Origin of the sequence: Saccharopolyspora soli, from assembly GCF_022678645.1 — a bacterium.
GTDB classification, from domain to species: domain Bacteria; phylum Actinomycetota; class Actinomycetes; order Mycobacteriales; family Pseudonocardiaceae; genus Saccharopolyspora; species Saccharopolyspora soli.
In genome coordinates, this window is the sequence record NZ_JALBWV010000030.1 from 48912 (window position 1) to 65680 (window position 16769).

Here is a 16769-nt window from a genome sequence, read left to right on the forward strand (position 1 = left end):
GTGTTCGGGTTGTTCACTTGCGCGGTTCTGGGCGTTGGGGCTTGGGAAGTTGTTCGGACAAGGTCGTCGCGCAGGCTTCCGGACGTGGTCAGAAGCCGGTATGTGGAGATAGCCGACACGCTCGCCGCCGAGCTGGCCGAGCTCCCCGCGGGGAGCCGGATCGCCGGTGAGCACGAGATCGCCGCGCGTTTCCAGGTGGGGCGGGCCGCGGCCCGCGCCGCGATGCAGGAACTGGAACAACGGCTGCTGGTGCGCCGGGTGCGCGGCGCCGGAACGTTCGTGAACCGGCGCATCGACTACGTGATCTCCCAGCGCCGGGTTCCGTCGTGGCACCAGACCGTGCGCGAGGCCGGTGCCGTGCCGCGGTCGGTCGTGCGCGATGTGCGGCGCGTGCCGCTGCCCGCGGCCGAGGCCGCGCGGCTGGAGCGGCCCGCCGGTAACCCGGCGAGCCTGCTGATCCGCCAGTACTACGTCGACGACCTGCTGTACGGCTGGGCCAACGAGTGGATCCCGGTCGACGTGCTGGCCGACATCGACATCGCGGTGCACGCCGTCGAGTCGGTCGACTCGATCCTGCGCCAGATGAGCAAGGTGCAGCCGGTCCGGGCCTGGTGCCGGGTCAGCTACGCGCTGCCGGAACCCGAGGTCGTGGCCGGACTGGAGACCGAGTCCGGCCGACCGGTGTGGCTGGTGGAAAGCGTCAGCCGGGACGCCGCGAGCGGCGTCCCGGTGCTGTGCAGCCGGACGTGGTCGCGCCCAGATTCCGCCCGGATCGTCGTCGAGATGGACGGGCCGTACCAACCGGAGGACGAGTGAACAGGGAACAGCGGGTTGCGCTGCTCGCCGTGGCCGAACCGGCCGAGGTGATCGAGTTGGCCGACGGCTGCCTCGCGGCCGGGCCGCCGCCGACCGTACTGGTGGGACCGGAGATCGGCACCGTGTCGGTGCAGGTGCGGGAACCGATCGTGCGGGACCGGTTCCTGCTCGGCGATGTGCTCGCCTGCCGGGCCGAGGTGGAGTTGGACGGGGCGCGCGGCTGGGCGATGCGGCTGGGCGACGACCGGGCCGCCACGCTCGCCGCCGCGATCCTGGACGCCGCGGTGGAGTCCGGGCGGGCGCGGGCCGAGGTCGACCAGCTCTGCGCGCGGGTCCAAGAGCGGCAGCAGTTGGCCGAGGACACCGAATGGGCCGAGTTGGCACCGACGATCGTCGAGTTCGAGGAATTGTGATGACCGCTTCCCTGTCGCCTGAGAAGGCACAACTGGTCTTCCGCGCGGTGCTGGACGCGCTGGCCAGGCCGGGCGAGGTGCTGCGCTTGCCGGAGAGCCCGGTGCCCGCACCGCTGCTGCCGGTGCTGGCGCTGGCGGATCTGGACACCCCGGTGCACGTCGACGACTGGGCCGATGTCGTCCGCACGCAGACCGCCGCGCCGATCGTCGACCGCTCCGGTGCGCGGCTGGCGGCGCTGCTCAAGCCGTTCGGCGAGTTGTCCGGTTTCCGCGTCGGCAGTGCCGCCGCGCCGGAAGAGGCAGCGTTGGTTTCCGTTGCGGTGCAAGGCTTCGGCGCGGGTCCGGCGCTGCGGCTGAGCGGCCCCGGTGTGCCTGGGCAGCGCGAATTGCGGGTGTCCGGCCTGCCCGCGGACTTCGTCGCGCAGCGGCGGAACCTGATCGCCTTCCCGGCCGGTCCCGACCTGCTGCTGGTCGACCCCGCTGGCGAACTGGTCGGGCTGCCGCGCTCCACCCGAGTCGAGGAAGGTGCCTGATGGGATATTCCGGAGTTCGCGGCGGGATGAGCGCCATCCTGGCCGCCGAGCGGCTGGTGCGCCGGTCGCGGGATCACGCCCCGGCGGGCTGGGCGAGCACCGAGCAGATCGTGCTGCGGTTCCGCCTGGCCGTCGATCGGATCATGGGTGAGGCCGGGCTCTACGACCCGCCGACCGCCGCCGATGCTTTCCGGCAGGCCGAAGGGGATGTGCTGGAGGCGGCGCACTTGGTCCGGGCGCACCGGTCGACGCTGCCGAGGTTGGCGGTCACCGAGCCGGTCGATCCGGACGAGATGGTGGTGCTGCGCCGCATCGTCCCGGCCAACCGCACCCCGGACGGCCCGCAGTTGCTCGGCCGCACCACCGACTACACCGGCCGACTCCTGGAACGCCCGGACGGCGCGCCGGAACCCACCGAGTCCACAGTGGATGAACAGGTCGAGCGCACCGCGGAACAGCGCCACCCACGTCGCTTCTACCAACTGCTCCGCGACCTCGACCTGGTCGTGGAGCACGGCGAGCGGGTCGAGGACCCCGAGCCGTTCGACATCACCCGGCGGGCCGCCCGCCCACCGGCACCGCGCTCGGCGGTGCTGTCCAGCATGGCTCGCGCGGAAACCGGTGCGCTGGTCGGGCTTTGGTACCGGTCCGTCCTCGGCCCGGACGGCGACGTCCACGAGATCACCCTCGGCGACACCCGGCACGGCCGCGTCCCGCTGCGGGTCGTCCACCCGCACACCGGAAAACAGGTGCGGATCGGGCAGATCCGGGTGACCGAGGTGGAGGGCATCGAGGACCTCGACGGCGCCGACGAGGACCGCACCCGTTTCGACGTCGGCTACGGGCTGTGCTTCGGGCACAACGAGCGCAAGGCGATCGCGATGGCGAACCTGGACATCGCCTGGCGCCGGGCCGCACCGGACAGCCCGCTGGAGCAGTTGCTGCTGCTCACCACCGACGGCCTGGACTCCGGGGGTTTCCTGGAGCACCTCAAGCTGCCGCACTACGTGACGTTCCGGTCCATGGTGGACCGCAAGATCGCCCGGCGGAAAGCGCGGAACTCGACCGAGCCGCGCGTGCCAGAGCCGTTCGGGAAGGAGTGCCGATGACGCCCCCTGTGTCAACCTCAGTCGTCCCGAACCGCACCTCAGGGGAACGTGACGCAAACCAGCCACGAGAAACCATGAAACGCCGAGAACGGCTGGGCGCGACCACAACTGTGAAATGCGGAGAGGCGGAACAGCGATGACCACGTCGACCGTGGTGTCCGTTCGGGATCTGGTGGCGGATGTCGAGGACCGCGCCGGCATCCTCGACGAGGGCGCGAAGCGGGAGATCCGCCGCGCCGCGCTGGTCGCGGTGTGCGTGCCGGGCTACCAGGTGCCGTTCGGTTCCCGCGAGATGCCGGTGGCCCGCGGCTGGGGATCCGGCGGGTTGCAGGTGACGTTGGCGGTCATCGGTGCGCAGGACGTCGTGAAGGTGATCGACCAGGGCGACGACGGCGGTGTCAACGCCGTCAACCTGCGCCGCATGATCGCGGACACCACCGGCTGCGCCGCCAGCACCGACACCCGTCGGGCGACGGTCATCCAGACCCGGCACCGGATTCCCGAGGAGAAGTTGGGCAGGCAGCAAGTCCTCGTCTACCAGGTGCCGGTGCCGGAGCCGCTGCGCGGCGTGCAGAAGTCAGTCGTCGAATGCGCCCGGATGCACGCCGAGAACGACTACTCGGCGATGTGGGTCAGCCTGTACGAGGACCTGGTCCGCAACGGGGTGATCACCAAGTCGACCGGCTACCCGGTGCTGGTGAACGGCCGCTACGTGTTGGCGACCAGCCCGGTGCCGCGCTGGGACGTGCCGAAGCTGCACCAGTGCGAGCACCTGAACCTCTACGGCGCGGGCCGCGAGAAGCGGATCTACGCCATCCCACCGCACACCGATGTGCTGCCGTTGACCTTCGACGACATCCCGTTCGAGGTGGAGCAGGTGCCCGGTGCGCGCTGCAAGTACTGCGGCTCGCGGACCAGCTTCCTGGTCGAGGGCGGGGCAGGCGAGTACGTGTGCAGCGACTCCGATTGGTGTTCGCGGGTCGAGGCCGGTGACGCCGACGTGGCGGGGCACCTGTTGCCGATGACGATGTTGCCGGAGGTCGATCGCCGTCCGGTCGAGGTCGTCGAGGCGCCGAGGCCGGTGGGCGGTCCGGAGTGGGCGCTGCGGGTCGAGGGCATCGGCAAGGTGTACGGCTCGGGCGGCGCGGACGCCGTCGCGGGAACCGGCCCCGAGCACGGCACCGCGATAAGTCCCGGAACCGGCGCGGTGGTCGCGGCCTGGGACATCTCCTTCGACGTGGCGCCCGGTGAAGCGCTCGGGATCATCGGCGAATCGGGCTCCGGCAAGTCGACGGCGCTGCGCTGCTTGATCGGCGACGAGGCGGCCACCAGCGGCAGCGTCCATCTCTCCAGTGTGGATGGTGGAAGTACCGACCTGCTGCGGATGGATTCCGCGCGGCGTCGGCGGCTTCGCGTGGACACCATGGCGGTCGTGCACCAGGACCCGGCGGCGGGCCTGGACCTGCGGGTGACCGCCGGTGGCAACGTCGCGGAGCGGTTGACCGCTGCCGGATGGCGCGGCTACCACGCGATCCGCAAGCGCGCGGCCGAACTGCTCGACCGCGTCGAGGTCCCGCTGTCCAGAATGGACGATCCGGTGAGCACCTTCTCCGGCGGGATGCGGCAGCGCGTCCAGATCGCCAAGGCCCTGGCCACCGAGCCACCGGTGCTGCTGCTCGACGAGCCCACCACCGGGCTCGACGCATCCGTCGCGGCGGGCGTGCTCGACCTGTTGCGCGGACTGCTCAGCGAACGCGACATCGCGGCGGTGGTGGTCAGCCACGACTTCGCGGTGATCGAGGCGTTGACCGACCGCAGCGTGGTCATGCAACTCGGCCGGATCGTCGAACGCGGCCTCACCGACCAGCTGTTCGCCGACCCGCACCACCCCTACACCCAGCGGCTCGTGGCCGCCGCCCGAAGGTGAGGTCATCAGTGTCCACAGTGGATGACACGCCCGTGCTGACGGTGCGCGGGCTGCGCAAGACGTTCACCCTGCACACCATCGACGGCCGGACGGTCGTCTCGCTGCGCGGCGTCGACCTCGACGTTTCCGCGGGTGAGCACGTTGCGATCGCCGGGCCGAGCGGCGCTGGCAAATCGAGCCTGCTGCGCTGCACGCAGCGCAGCTACCTGCCGGATTCGGGCTCGGTCGTCCTGCACACCGACGACGGGCCGGTCGATCTGGCCGCGCTGCCGGACCGGGCGCTCGCCCGGCTCCGGGGTCGCCAGCTCGGCTACGTCTCGCAGTTCCTCGCCACGCCGCCGCGCACTGGGCCGCTGGAGGTCGTCGCGGCGGCGGCCCGGCGACGCGGGTTGGACCGCGCCGAGGCGCGGGACGCTGCGGCGGAGTCGTTGCGGCGGCTGGCATTGGACGAGGCGTTGTGGGACGTCGACTGCGGGGTGCTCTCCGGCGGGGAGCGGCAGCGGGTCAACCTCGCGGCCGGGACCGTTCGGCCGCCGCGACTGTTGCTGCTCGACGAGCCAGTTTCGGCGCTGGACCCGGAGAACCGGGAGCGCGCCTTGGCGCTGATCGCGTCGCTGACCAGCCAAGGCGTGGCGGTGCTGGCGGTGTTCCACGACCTCGACGCGATCCGGCGGCTGGCGACGCGGGTGGTCGAGATGGCCGATGGGCGGATCGTCCGGTCAGGCACGGCAGAGGAGGTGCTTGCGGCATGACCAGTCCTGTATCAACCGCAGTCCTCCTCAACTGCACCTCAGGGGACCGTGAAGCAAGCCAGCCACAAGAAACGAGGCAACGCGAGATTGGGCTGGGCGTAACCACCACTGTGAATCGCGGAGAGGCGGACCATGAGTAGTCCTGTATCAACCGCAGTCCTCCTCAACTGCACCTCAGGGGACCGTGAAGCAAGCCAGCCACAAGAAACGAGGCAACGCGAGATTGGGCTGGGCGTAACCACCACTGTGAATCGCGGAGAGGCGGACCATGAGTAGTCCTGTATCAACCGCAGTCCTCCTCAACTGCACCTCAGGGGACCGTGAAGCAAGCCAGCCACAAGAAACGACGCAACGCGAGATTCGACGGGACGCGACCACCACTGCAAATCGCGGAGAGGCGGAACAGTGAGTTGGCCGTTGGCGGCGACGCCGGAGGATTACGTGCTCGGGCACGTGCGGGCCGTGCTGCCGGACCGGGTCACCGACGACAGCCGGATCGTGGTGCGTGCCGGGCGGATCGAGGCGGTCGAGGACCACCCGGCGGGGTCGTCCTGCGACCTCGACGGTGGCGGACTGCTGTGCATTCCGGGTCTGATCGACGTGCACAGCGACGCCCTGGAACGCGAGCGGGCACCGCGGCCGTCGGCCGTGCTGCTGTGGGATTTCGCCCTGTTGTCGCTGGAAGGCAAACTCACCGCGGCGGCCGTCACGACGGTGTTCCACGGCGCGGGGTTCCAGCACAAGACCTCGCACGGCACGCAGCGCACCGTGGGCAACGCGGCGGAGCTGTGCGAAACCGTGCGCGCCAGGGGAGCCGGACCCGTGGATCACCGGGTGCTGCACCGGCTGGACGTGCGGTCCGCCGAGGGAGCCGAGGCCCTGCGCGCGGAACTGGCCACTGTGGACGAAGGTGCGCTGGTTTCGCACGAGGACCACACGCCCGGCATCGGCCAGTACGCCGACCGGCGGCAGATGGAGCGCTACCTCGTCGGCGCGGACCAGATGACACCGGAGCAAGCCGAGCAGCACGTCACCGAGATGATCGCCGAGCGCGGCGAACTGCTCGACGTGCGGGAGGCGAACCTGGCCTGGCTGGGCGATCTCGCGCGGTCCGGCCGGATCCGGCTGCTCGGCCACGACCCGGAGTCGGCGGAGGAGATCGCCGCGCTGTGCACCAGGGGCGGGGCGGTCGCGGAGTTCCCCACCACGATGGCGGCGGCCGTCGCGGCCCGCGAGCACGGGCTACCTATCGTCGCGGGAGCCCCGAACGTCCTGCGCGGCCACTCGCACGCGGGCAACGTGTCGGCCCGAGAGCTCGCGTCGCGCGGGCTGGTCACCGCGCTGGCCTCGGATTACCTGCCGTCCGGTCTGCTGGCCGCGGTGTTCGGGCTCGTCGACGAGATCGGGTTGCCCGCCGCGATTGGATTGGTGACTTCCGGTCCGGCCGCGGTTGCCGGGATTTCCGATCGGGGTCGGCTGGAACCCGGTCTGCGCGCGGATCTGGCGTTGGTGCAGCGGGGTTCGAGGTGGCCGCTGGTGCGCGCGGTGTTGTCGGGAGGTGCGGCATGATCGGATGGTCGGTTCCGGACCCGCAGATCCCATCCGCCACGCACGCGGTGCTGGCCGAGGCCGCCAAGGCGGCGTCCGCGGCGTTCCGCGACGCTCGGGCCCGCTACGACCGGACGGAACTCGCCGAGACGTCCTCGATGGGCGCGGACGGCACGGCGTCGATGCGGCTGGATCTGCTGGTCGAGGCGGGAATCGCCGAGGTCGCCGAGGCGCACCGGATCAACCTGCTCAGCGAGGAGGTCGGGTTCGTCGACAACGGCTCGGCGGTGACGCTGGTCGCCGACCCGGTGGACGGCACGGCGAACGCCGCCGCCGGGGTGCCGCTTTCGGCCTTCGCCGGGGCGATCGTGGTCGACGGGACGCCGATCGAGGCGTTGACCTGCTGGCTGGACACCGGACGGTGCTGGCACGCGGTAGCCGGGCAGGCGGCGGAGTTCCGCACCAGCGGCCGACGCGCGCTGGACGGTGCGGCGGTCAGCCTGCTGCGCCCGCACGAGCGCAGCGCGGATGCGTGGTGGCGAGTGGCGAAGCGAGCGGCGCGAGTGCGGATCCTGTCCACGAGCTGCCTGGAGGCGATGCTGGTGGCGGAGGGCTCGACGGACGCGTTCGCCGACGCGGCCTCGGACACCCACCGAATCGTCGACCTGGTTGCGGCGATGGTGGCGCTCCCGGCGGCGGGCGGAGCGGTCCTGGACGTCCACGGCAGACCGCTGGAAATCACCCCGGACCTGCACCGCCGCTGGTCGGGAGTGGTCGCGGCAACCCAGGAGCTGGCCGAAGAACTAGCCACCACCATCCGAGGCTGAAAGCTCTCGCCTTCCCCGGTGGGACGGTCAATTTCTCGCGAAATTGCGCAGCTTCCATGTGGGTGCACGATCGGGGGCTAGGTGAAGGGCACCTTTTCCCAACTATGTTGGTAAAAGGTGCCCCTCACCCGGAACGGATCGCGTGGTGGGTCAGTGGCGGAGGCGGCCGATCATGTTGTCGTCCGGGTCGAAGTCGGGGGATTTGACCCAGTTCAGGAACTTCTGCTCGCGTTCTACGACCTTGTCGGCGGCGGCCGGGAGTTCGGCGGCGATCTCCTTCGGAATGAGCAGGACGCCGTGCTTGTCGGCGTGCAGCAGGTCGCCGGGGGAGACCCGGAGGCCGCCGACCGTGACCGGGATGCCGACCTCTTCGGTGCGCACGTACGCGTGCGAGACGCCGACGGCGCTGGCGAAGAAGCGGAAGCCGATCGCGTGCGCCTCGTCGAGGTCGCGGACGCAGCCGTTGGTCACCACGCCCTCGCAGCCCAGCGCGTCGAAGGTGGTCGCCATGACCTCGCCCCAGAAGGCGCCGTGCGCGGGCGGGTCGTCGAGGTCCTGGAGCACCACCACGCGCGGGCCCGGCACCTCGCGCACGTGGTTCCACACGAGATCCGGTCCGTGGCCGGGCCCGGTGCCACGAGCGCGGATCGTGCCGGTGGCCGCGTAGCCGACCAGCACCGGCAGATCCGGGAAGATGCAGCGGATTTCGTGGCTGGCGTAGCCGGTGTCGCGTGGGCGGATGTCGAAGGTTTCGATCGCGTTGGCCATCGTCGGAGTGTCGTAGCGCCGCAGCGCGGCTAGCACGGTCGACTCCAGTTCCTCCACAGTGGACTCCTCGCTCGTCTGATCACCTGCCAGCTGAGCCGGTCTGGTCGCTCAGCCCACGCATGTCGCCCGAGATGAGTGAGGGGCACCCGTGACCAACTAACTGGGTCACGGGTGCCCCTCACCTCGGCGAAACCGCTACGCGCCGCGTGCCGCGGCCGCTTCCAGCGCCCGGCGCACCAGGACCTTCGCCAGGTGCCTCCGGTAGTCGGCACTGGCGCTGGCCTGGTCCGGAGGCGACGTGTCCTCCGCCGCCCGCTCCGCTGCTTCGGCGGCGCTCGCTCCGCTCGCCAGCGCCTCCTCCACGCCGCGGGCCCGCATCGGCGTCGGGCCCATGTTCACCAGCGCGACGCGCTGACCGGCGACGGCTACGCCGACCATCGCCCAGTCGATGGCCCGCTTGGTGAACTTCTGGAAGTCCCAGCCCTGCGTCGGGTTCTTCGCCACCCGGATCTCGACGAGCAGTTCGTCCTCGCCGAGCGCGGTCTCGAAGAAGTCGGTGAAGAACTCCGTCGCCGGGATCTCCCGCGACCCCGACGGACCCTGCGCGACCAGCACGGCGTCCAGCGCCAGCGCCACCGCGGGCAGGTCCGAGGCCGGGTCGCCGTGCACCAGCGAACCGCCGATGGTGCCGCGGTGCCGCACCTGCGGGTCGCCGATGGTGCCCGCCGCGTGCGCCAGCAGCGGCGCCTCGCGGGCCAGCAGTTCGGAGTTCTCCAGGTCGTGGTGCCTGGTCAACGCACCGATCCGGATCTCCGAGCCGTCCTCGCGGATGTAGGACAGGTCGCGCAGCCCGCCGAGGTCGATCAGCACCTCCGGCACCGACAACCGCAGCTTCATCAGCGGCAGCAGCGAGTGCCCACCGGCGAGCAGCTTCGCGTCGTCGCCGTGCTCGGCGAGCAGGCTCAGCGCCTCCTCGACGGTGTTCGCCTTCTTGTAGGTGAACGCGGCAGGGATCATTCCGCGGCCCCCGACTTCTCCTTGGCCGCGGTCAGCACGGCTTGGACGATGTTGTGGTAGCCGGTGCAGCGGCAGAGGTTGCCCTCCAGGCCGGAACGCACGTCGGCTTCGGTCAGGTCCGGGTTCTCGGCCACCAGCGACACCGAGGCCATCACCATGCCCGGTGTGCAGAACCCGCACTGCAACCCGTGCTTCTGCTGGAAGGCGCGCTGCATCGGGTGCAGGGTCTCGCCGTCGGCGAGACCTTCGATGGTGGTCACCTCGTGGCTGTCGGCCTGGGCGGCCAGCACGGTGCACGACTTCACCGACTCGCCGTCGAGCAGCACCGTGCAGGCGCCGCACGACGTGGTGTCGCAACCGATGTTGGTGCCGGTCAGCCCGCAGTTGTCACGCAGGTAGTGGACCAGCAGCGTGCGGTCCTCCACCTCGTGGCTGCGCTGCTCGCCGTTGACGTTGATCGAAACTTGCACGAAACGGACTCCTAAGTACTCATCGGGCGAGCACCGCCCTCGGCGCGAGGGCGGATCTCACCTACCCAAACCAACTCCACCGGTTTTCTATGCCTGGTTGATCGCTTTCCACACCCGCTCGGGCGTGGTCGGCATGTCGATGTGCCGGACCCCGAGGTGGGCCACCGCGTCCACCACGGCGTTCTGCACCGCCGGAGTGGCGCCGATCGTGCCCGCCTCGCCGATTCCCTTGGCGCCCAACGGGTTGAGCGTGGTCGGGGTCTCCATCGTGAGCAACTCGAAGCTGGGCAGCTCGGCCGCCGTGATGAAGGCGTAGTCGGCGAGGTTGGCGTTCTGCGGGTTGCCGTCGGCGTCGTAGGAGACCTCTTCCAGCAGGGCCTGGGCCGCCCCCTGCGCGATGCCGCCGTGCCGCTGCCCTTCGGTGAGGATCGGGTTGATGATCACACCGGCGTCGTCGACGGTCACGTGTCGAAGATAGTTCACCTTCCCGGTTTCGGTGTCCACCTCGACCACCGCCAGGTGCGTGCCGAACGGGAAGGTGGGCCGGTCCTCGACGAAGTGCACGTCGGCGGCCAACCCGTCCTCGGCCCGCTGGGCCAGCTCGGCCCAGGACAGCGTCACGTTCGGCGTGCCGCGCACCTGCCACTTGCCCTCGGACAGTTCGAGGTCGGCCTCGTCGATCTCGATCAGCTCCGCGGCCAGCTTGCGGCCCTTCTCCAGGACGTCCACCGCGGCCCGGTGCACCGCCGACCCGCCCAGTTGCAGCGAACGCGAGCCCATGGTGCCCACGCCGTTGGGGATCAGGTCGGTGTCGCCGTGCACGACCTCGATCTTGTCCAGGTCGATGCCGAGCTGGTCGGACACCAGCATCGCGTAGGAGGTCCAGTGGCCCTGCCCGTGCGGGGAACTGCCGGTGAGCACCAGGACGCTGCCGTCCGGGCGGATCTCGACGTGCCCGGTCTCGCCCTCGGTGTTGTTCGGCGCGGTGATCTCGACGTAGCTGGACACCCCGATGCCGAGCTGGTGGGTGGCGCCCTCCGCGCGGCGTTTGGCCTGCTCCTCGCGCAGCGCCCGGTAGTCGGCGGCTTCCAGCACGGCGTCCAGGCCCTTGATGTACTCGCCGGTGTCGTAGGTCATGCCACCCGGCGTCTTGTACGGGAACTGCTCCGGGCGCACCAGGTTGCGGCGCCGCACCTCGGCCGGGTCGACCTCGATCTCCGCGGCGAACAGGTCCATCGCGCGCTCCACGGCGGCGGTCGCCTCCGGCCGCCCGGCACCTCGGTAGGCACCGATCGGCGTGGTGTTGGTGACCACGCCGCGGGCGATGGACTCCACCTTCGGGATGTCGTAGACGCCGCTGACCATGAACCTGGTGAACAACGGGAGGAACCCGCCCATCCGAGGATAGGCGCCGACGTCCTGGGTGATCTCCAGCCGGTAGGCCAGCACGGTGCCGTCGCGACGCCCGCCGATGGTCACCACGTGCCGCTGCGCGCGGCCGTGGGTCATCCCGACCAGGTTCTCGCTGCGGCTTTCCACCCACTTCACCGGGCGGCCGACCCGCTTGGCCAGGAAGGCCAGCAGCACGGCCTCCTGATCGACGCCGATCTTGGCGCCGAAGCCGCCGCCGACGTCCGGGGTGATCACCCGGACCTGCTCCTGCGGCAACCCGAGGTTTTCCATCACGGCGTCCCGGCAGCCCTGCGCGTTCTGGTTGGACAGCCACAAGGTCACCTTGTCGCCTTCCCAGGCGCAGGCGGCGGTGCGCACCTCCAACGGAGCCGCGGCGAGGCGCTGGTTCTCGATCTGCCTGCTGACCACGACCTCGCAGTCGGCGAACAGCGACTCGTCCAGCTCGCCGCTGATACCGGTGACGTTGGTTTCGGCCTCCGGGAACAGCAAGGTCTCGCCGCGGAGGGCCTCGTCGACGTCGATCACCGGGTGCAGCGGGTCGTAGTCGATGGAGATGAGTTCGGCGGCGTCCTCGCCCTGCGCGCTGGTCTCGGTGACCACCACGGCGACCGGCTCGCCGACGTAGCGGACCGTGCCGTCGGCCAGGTGCGGCCGCAGCATCGCCGCTGGCGGCGGGCCGCTCATGCCGTCGTTCGGCGGGAACGGCGGGAGGTCCACGTCCTGGGCGGTGAACACGCCGTGCACGCCGGGCAGGTCGCGGGCCTGCTCGACGTCGATTTCAGTGATCTTGGCGTGCGCCATCGGGCTGCGCACGTAGGTGACGTGCAACGCCCCTGCCAACGCGGGATCGCGCAGATCGTCCACGTAGGTGCCGCCGACGGTGAGAAGGCGCGGGTCTTCGCGGCGTTCGACCCGGGTGCCGAGAATGCTCAATGCTGCCTCGCAGTCAACACGATCAGAATCGGGAACTGACCCGTGCGCATCCCGGGGGCCTTCGCGCCCCCGCGCACACGGGTCGTGACCTGGCGGTTCGCTCAGGCGTAGTTGTTCGAGCCGGTGGCCTCCTCTGCTTGCCCGGTCAGCTGGCGCACCGCGGTGGTGGCCGTCCCGCGCAGCAGGGCGGCATCGGAGGCCAGCGTCGTCATGCCGAAGCCCAGGTCCTGCCAGCGTTGCACGGTTTGAACGCCGTCACAATGGATGCCCGCGACGACTTCATTCCGCTTGCAACTGTCCAAAATGGACCGAATGAGCTGTTCGTGGGCGGCCTCGCGGACCGCCAGGGTCGGCGTCATGCCGTGTCCGAGGGCCAGGTCGGACGGCCCGATGTAGGCGGCGTCGATGCCCGGTGTGGACAGGATCTCGTCGACGTTCTCGACACCGGCCGGGGTTTCGATCATCGCGGCGAGCACGGTGCGTCGGTTGCCGACCTCCGGGCTGTAGTCCTCGACGTCGAAAGCCGCCCGGATCGGTCCCCAGCTGCGCGTGCCCAGCGGCGGGTACTTCGCGGCCTCGACCGCGCGGCGGGCGTCCTCGGCGGTGTTGACCATCGGCACGATGATGCCCTGCGCGCCCGCGTCCAGCGCCTTCATGATGTGGTCCGGCTGGTTCCACGGCACCCGCACGAAGGTCGGCGTCCCGGTGATCGCCAACGCCTGCAACATGGGCACCAGCTGGTCGTATCCGATGAGCCCGTGCTGGGTGTCCACGCACACCCAGTCGAACCCGCAGCGCCCCATCAGCTCGGCGGTGAACGGGCTCGGGATCGAGCACCAGCCGCCGACCGTCGGGCGGCCGGATTCCAGGGTTTCTCGCAGCGTTGCCATCATTCTCCTTCGAACCTACCGCCGACTGGTTGAGTTGTTGACCACATTCAGCGGATCTCGCCTGGCGAGTGCGCGACGGATGTTGGTGGCGACCGCGTCGCGCAACCGCACCTGCGCCTCCTCGGTATCGCCGCCGATGTGCGGGGTCAAGAACACGTTGTCCATCCGCCGCAGCGGCGAGTCGGCGGCCAGCGGCTCGACCTCGAACACGTCCAGCGCCGCGCCGCCGAGTCGGCCGGACTGCAGGGCCGCGACCAGCGCCGCCTCGTCCACGACCGGGCCCCGACTGGTGTTGACCAGCAGCGCACCCGGCTTGATCCGGTCGAATTCGGGCGTGCTGAGCAGACCGCGGGTGGTCTCGTCCAGCGGCGTGTGCACGGTGACCGCGTCGGAGCGCGCCAGCAGTTCCCCGAGCGGAACCGCCTGCGCGCCGGAGACCCCGCGAACCGCGATGTCGTGGAACAAGATCCGGCAACCGAACGCCCGCAGCCGGGTGAGCACCGCGCTGCCGATGTTGCCCATGCCGACGATGCCGACGGTCAGCGAACCCAGCTCCCGGCCGGTCCGCCGCGACCAGCCGCCGGTGCGCATGTCGCGGTCGCCCGCCGCGGCGTGCCGCAGCAGGTTGAGCAGCCCGAGGATGGCCAGGTCCGCGACCGCTTCGCGGTTGTAGCTGGTGGCGTTGGCCACCGGGATGCCGCACTCCGCGGCCGCGCGGTGGTCGATCGCGTTGAACCCGACCGCGGGCTGCTGGATCAACCGGCAGCGGTTCATCTTCTCCAGCATCGAGCGGTCCAACCTGTGCCGCTGGCGCGTGTCGGCGATGACGATGTCGGCCTCGGCGACGGCGTCGGCGACCGCCTCCGGAGCAGGCGGCTCCGGCACCAGCAGGACCGTCACGTCATCGGTTCCGGCCAGCTCGCGCACGTACTGCTCGGTGTACGGGCTGAGGCAGGCGATCGTGCTCACCGGCGACCTCCTCGGTTCTCAGGCGGGGTGCAATTCCCGACGGCCCTCGATCTTGTCCTCGTCCAGGTCCATACCAAGGCCCGGTCGCGTCGGCGGGGTCACCACGCCGCCGACCGGATGCACCGGGTGTGCCAGGAAGAACTGGTGCAGCGCGTTCCACTTCACCAGGTACTCCAACATCGGCGTCAAAGCCACCGGCAGCGCGAAGCTCAGGTTCGCGTTCGCCGGAACCGAATGACCGTGCGGGATGAGCTTGACGTCGTAGGTGCTGGCCAGTGCCGCGATCTTGAGCAGTTCGGAGATCCCGCCCGCCCAGTAGGTGTCCGGCTGGGTGAGGTGCAGCGCGCGGGACCGCATCAGCTGGTGCTGGCCCCAGCGGGTGTACTCGTGCTCGCCTCCGGTGATCATGATGCGGTTGTCGATCTGTGCGGTGATCTGCGCGTAGGAGTCGATCCGGTCCGGCTGGACGGGTTCTTCGATCCAGTGCGGGGCGTAGTCGACCAGTCGCTGCGCCATCCGCAGCGTGTACGGCACGTCCCAGGACATCCAGGCGTCCACCATGATGTCCACGTCCGGACCGACGGTTTCGCGCAGCGTGCGGACGAGTTCTTCGTTCTTGGCCATGCCGCCGCGGCCATCGGCCGGGCCGTGCCGGGGGAACCACTTCATCGCGGTGTACCCCTCGCCGACCAGTTGCGCGGCGCGCTCGCGAACCCGGTCGGGATCCAGCGAATAGCCGAGAGCCGAGGCATATGCCGGGATTTCGTCGCGGACCGGTCCGCCGAGCAGCACGTGCACCGGGACGTCGAAGTGCCGTCCTTTGAGGTCCCACAGCGCGCAGTCCAGCGCGCTGATCGCCATCATCTCGGTGCCCTTGCGGCCGTGCACGCAGTACCGGTGCAGTTGGTCCCAGCGCTGTTCGGTGGCCAGCGGATCCTGGCCGAGCAGCAGCGGCGCCATGCTGGTCAGGATGTGCTGCGCCTGTTCCCGCGTGATCGGTCCGGCGGTGCCGACGACTCCGCTGTCGGCCTCGACGTGCACGAACAGCGACTCGACCCGGTAGCTGCGCTCGCCGCTGCGGGGCAGGTGCGGCGGGCCTTCCGAGCGGAACCGCGGATAGATGTCGACGGGGCGGATGAGCCGCTCTTCCCAGAATTCCTCGGGGTGGTCCAGCGTGCCGGTGTATTCGACGCAGCGCACGGACGCGATCTTCATCGGCCGTCCTCCCTGCTCGCGGTCGACGGATGGGGACCCGAGGCATTGCACGCCGGTGCCGCGCGCACTGCCGTATCGAAAACGGTGATCGGCTGGGGGATTTCGGCGTAGATGGCGGTGGTGAGGACGTTGGCGACTCTAGGACACATCTGATGTTTCATGCAATACACCTGCGCGTCATCTGAACGCGCATCGACGCCAACGGAGTAATGACCATTGAGGACAAGAATTTTCATGGCAGCCTGCCGGGCGGTCGATCGACGATGACGCTCCAGAACATCTGACGTATTCGCCCGTGCCCGGCTTCGTGAGTGGCAAAGCGGGTTGGCGGCCGCTTTCGCGGTCACGACTACGCTGGGTCGACTGACGTGGAGGGAGCCGGATGGGGCGCAGCAATGACGCGATCGAGAAGATCCGCCAGCTCATCGCCAGCGGTGCGCTGCGCCCCGGTTCTCGCCTGCCGCGCGAGCCCGACCTGGCCTCGCAGCTCGGCCTGTCCCGCAGTTCGATGCGCGAGGCGGTGACTGCACTGGTGCACGCGCAGGTGCTGGACGTCCGGCGCGGCGACGGTACGTACGTCACGAGCCTGGAACCGCACCGGCTGCTGGAAGGCATCGCGCACGCCGTCGAGCTGATGCAGGACGACACGCTGCCGGAGATCTTCGAGCTCCGTCGCCTGCTGGAGCCCCAGGCGACGGCGCTGGCCGCGGAGCGGATCACCCCGGACCGGTTGGCGGAACTGCGCGAGCGCCTCGACGCGATGCGCCGGTCGGAGACGATCGAAGAACTCGTCGTGCACGACGCCGAATTCCACGCCTGCATCATGGCGGCGACCGGCAACCGGACCCTGATGTCGGTGGTCAACGGCCTCGCGGCGCGAGCCCTGCGCGCCCGGACCTGGAACGCGCTCAACATCGCCGACGCCCGAGAGCGGATCATGAGTCAGCACGAGGCGATCTACCAGGCCCTGGAAAGCGGTGATGCGGCCCTCGCCCTGTCCTGGGCCACGATCCACGTCACGACCTCCGAACAGGACCTGCTCCGCACGATCCCACCCGCCGCCGAGTGACCCGACGCGGTCGGCGGATTCGGCTTGAAAATCCACAATGGAGCATCAGTCGAGGAGTGCTGTCAGGGTCGTGGGGGGGGGGGGGGCGGGGCCCCCCCCC

17 protein-coding genes are annotated in these 16769 nt (G+C 70.0%); 9 read left to right on the plus strand and 8 right to left on the minus strand.

The window, feature by feature from the left end:
• The first annotated feature begins 84 nt into the window (after nt 1-84).
• The 8 genes from MOQ72_RS22765 to MOQ72_RS22800 all read left to right on the plus strand — a co-directional run bounded on the left by MOQ72_RS22765 (nt 85) and on the right by MOQ72_RS22800 (nt 7925).
• A complete protein-coding gene (locus MOQ72_RS22765) occupies nt 85-816 on the plus strand; it encodes a GntR family transcriptional regulator (protein ID WP_242187201.1) in 732 nt (243 codons plus the stop codon).
• The gene (locus MOQ72_RS22770) at nt 813-1229 is read left to right on the plus strand and encodes a phosphonate C-P lyase system protein PhnG (RefSeq protein WP_242187203.1); all 417 of its coding nucleotides are present in this window, start codon (nt 813-815) and stop codon (nt 1227-1229) included. The genes MOQ72_RS22765 and MOQ72_RS22770 overlap by 4 nt, the downstream gene beginning before the upstream one ends.
• A complete protein-coding gene (gene phnH / locus MOQ72_RS22775) occupies nt 1229-1762 on the plus strand; it encodes a phosphonate C-P lyase system protein PhnH (RefSeq protein WP_242187205.1) in 534 nt (177 codons plus the stop codon). Before MOQ72_RS22770 ends, phnH begins: the two co-directional genes overlap by 1 nt.
• On the plus strand, nt 1762-2871 hold the full coding sequence (locus MOQ72_RS22780) for a carbon-phosphorus lyase complex subunit PhnI (protein WP_242187222.1): 1110 nt from the start codon (nt 1762-1764) through the stop codon (nt 2869-2871). The genes phnH and MOQ72_RS22780 overlap by 1 nt, the downstream gene beginning before the upstream one ends.
• Before the next feature lie 136 nt (nt 2872-3007).
• On the plus strand, nt 3008-4798 hold the full coding sequence (locus tag MOQ72_RS22785) for an alpha-D-ribose 1-methylphosphonate 5-phosphate C-P-lyase PhnJ (protein ID WP_242187224.1): 1791 nt from the start codon (nt 3008-3010) through the stop codon (nt 4796-4798).
• Nucleotides 4799-4806: 8 nt separating this feature from the next.
• On the plus strand, nt 4807-5550 hold the full coding sequence (locus MOQ72_RS22790) for an ATP-binding cassette domain-containing protein (protein WP_242187227.1): 744 nt from the start codon (nt 4807-4809) through the stop codon (nt 5548-5550).
• 405 nt (nt 5551-5955) lie between these two features.
• Nucleotides 5956-7119 (plus strand): alpha-D-ribose 1-methylphosphonate 5-triphosphate diphosphatase, encoded by a 1164-nt coding sequence (locus MOQ72_RS22795; RefSeq protein WP_242187229.1) that lies wholly within the window; start codon nt 5956-5958, stop codon nt 7117-7119.
• Nucleotides 7116-7925: an inositol monophosphatase family protein gene (locus MOQ72_RS22800; protein ID WP_242187231.1), complete on the plus strand. Its 810-nt coding sequence runs from the start codon at nt 7116-7118 to the stop codon at nt 7923-7925. The genes MOQ72_RS22795 and MOQ72_RS22800 overlap by 4 nt, the downstream gene beginning before the upstream one ends.
• A 150-nt stretch (nt 7926-8075) precedes the next feature.
• Here the strand turns inward: MOQ72_RS22800 and MOQ72_RS22805 are convergent, their stop codons facing one another.
• The 8 genes from MOQ72_RS22805 to MOQ72_RS22840 form a co-directional block, all read right to left on the minus strand.
• Nucleotides 8076-8750 (minus strand): RraA family protein, encoded by a 675-nt coding sequence (locus MOQ72_RS22805; RefSeq protein ID WP_242187234.1) that lies wholly within the window; start codon nt 8748-8750, stop codon nt 8076-8078.
• A gap of 138 nt (nt 8751-8888) precedes the next feature.
• On the minus strand, nt 8889-9710 hold the full coding sequence (locus MOQ72_RS22810; protein ID WP_242187235.1) for an FAD binding domain-containing protein: 822 nt from the start codon (nt 9708-9710) through the stop codon (nt 8889-8891).
• Nucleotides 9707-10180, minus strand: coding sequence for a (2Fe-2S)-binding protein (locus MOQ72_RS22815; protein WP_242187237.1), 474 nt, complete (start codon nt 10178-10180; stop codon nt 9707-9709). The genes MOQ72_RS22810 and MOQ72_RS22815 overlap by 4 nt, the downstream gene beginning before the upstream one ends.
• An 87-nt stretch (nt 10181-10267) precedes the next feature.
• The gene (locus MOQ72_RS22820; RefSeq protein WP_242187239.1) at nt 10268-12526 is read right to left on the minus strand and encodes a xanthine dehydrogenase family protein molybdopterin-binding subunit; all 2259 of its coding nucleotides are present in this window, start codon (nt 12524-12526) and stop codon (nt 10268-10270) included.
• A gap of 101 nt (nt 12527-12627) precedes the next feature.
• Nucleotides 12628-13416 carry an HpcH/HpaI aldolase family protein gene (locus MOQ72_RS22825; RefSeq protein WP_242187248.1) on the minus strand — a complete coding sequence of 263 codons (789 nt, stop codon included), beginning with the start codon at nt 13414-13416 and terminating at the stop codon, nt 12628-12630.
• 15 nt (nt 13417-13431) lie between these two features.
• Nucleotides 13432-14385 (minus strand): 2-hydroxyacid dehydrogenase, encoded by a 954-nt coding sequence (locus MOQ72_RS22830; protein ID WP_242187251.1) that lies wholly within the window; start codon nt 14383-14385, stop codon nt 13432-13434.
• A gap of 18 nt (nt 14386-14403) precedes the next feature.
• On the minus strand, nt 14404-15600 hold the full coding sequence (locus MOQ72_RS22835; protein WP_242187253.1) for an enolase C-terminal domain-like protein: 1197 nt from the start codon (nt 15598-15600) through the stop codon (nt 14404-14406).
• Nucleotides 15597-15947, minus strand: a complete 351-nt coding sequence (locus MOQ72_RS22840; RefSeq protein ID WP_242187255.1) for a hypothetical protein — start codon at nt 15945-15947, stop codon at nt 15597-15599. The genes MOQ72_RS22835 and MOQ72_RS22840 overlap by 4 nt, the downstream gene beginning before the upstream one ends.
• 35 nt (nt 15948-15982) lie before the next feature.
• Here MOQ72_RS22840 and MOQ72_RS22845 point away from each other — a divergent pair, with 35 nt between their 5' ends.
• The gene (locus MOQ72_RS22845) at nt 15983-16669 is read left to right on the plus strand and encodes a FadR/GntR family transcriptional regulator (protein ID WP_242187257.1); all 687 of its coding nucleotides are present in this window, start codon (nt 15983-15985) and stop codon (nt 16667-16669) included.
• Nucleotides 16670-16769: the final 100 nt, after the last annotated feature.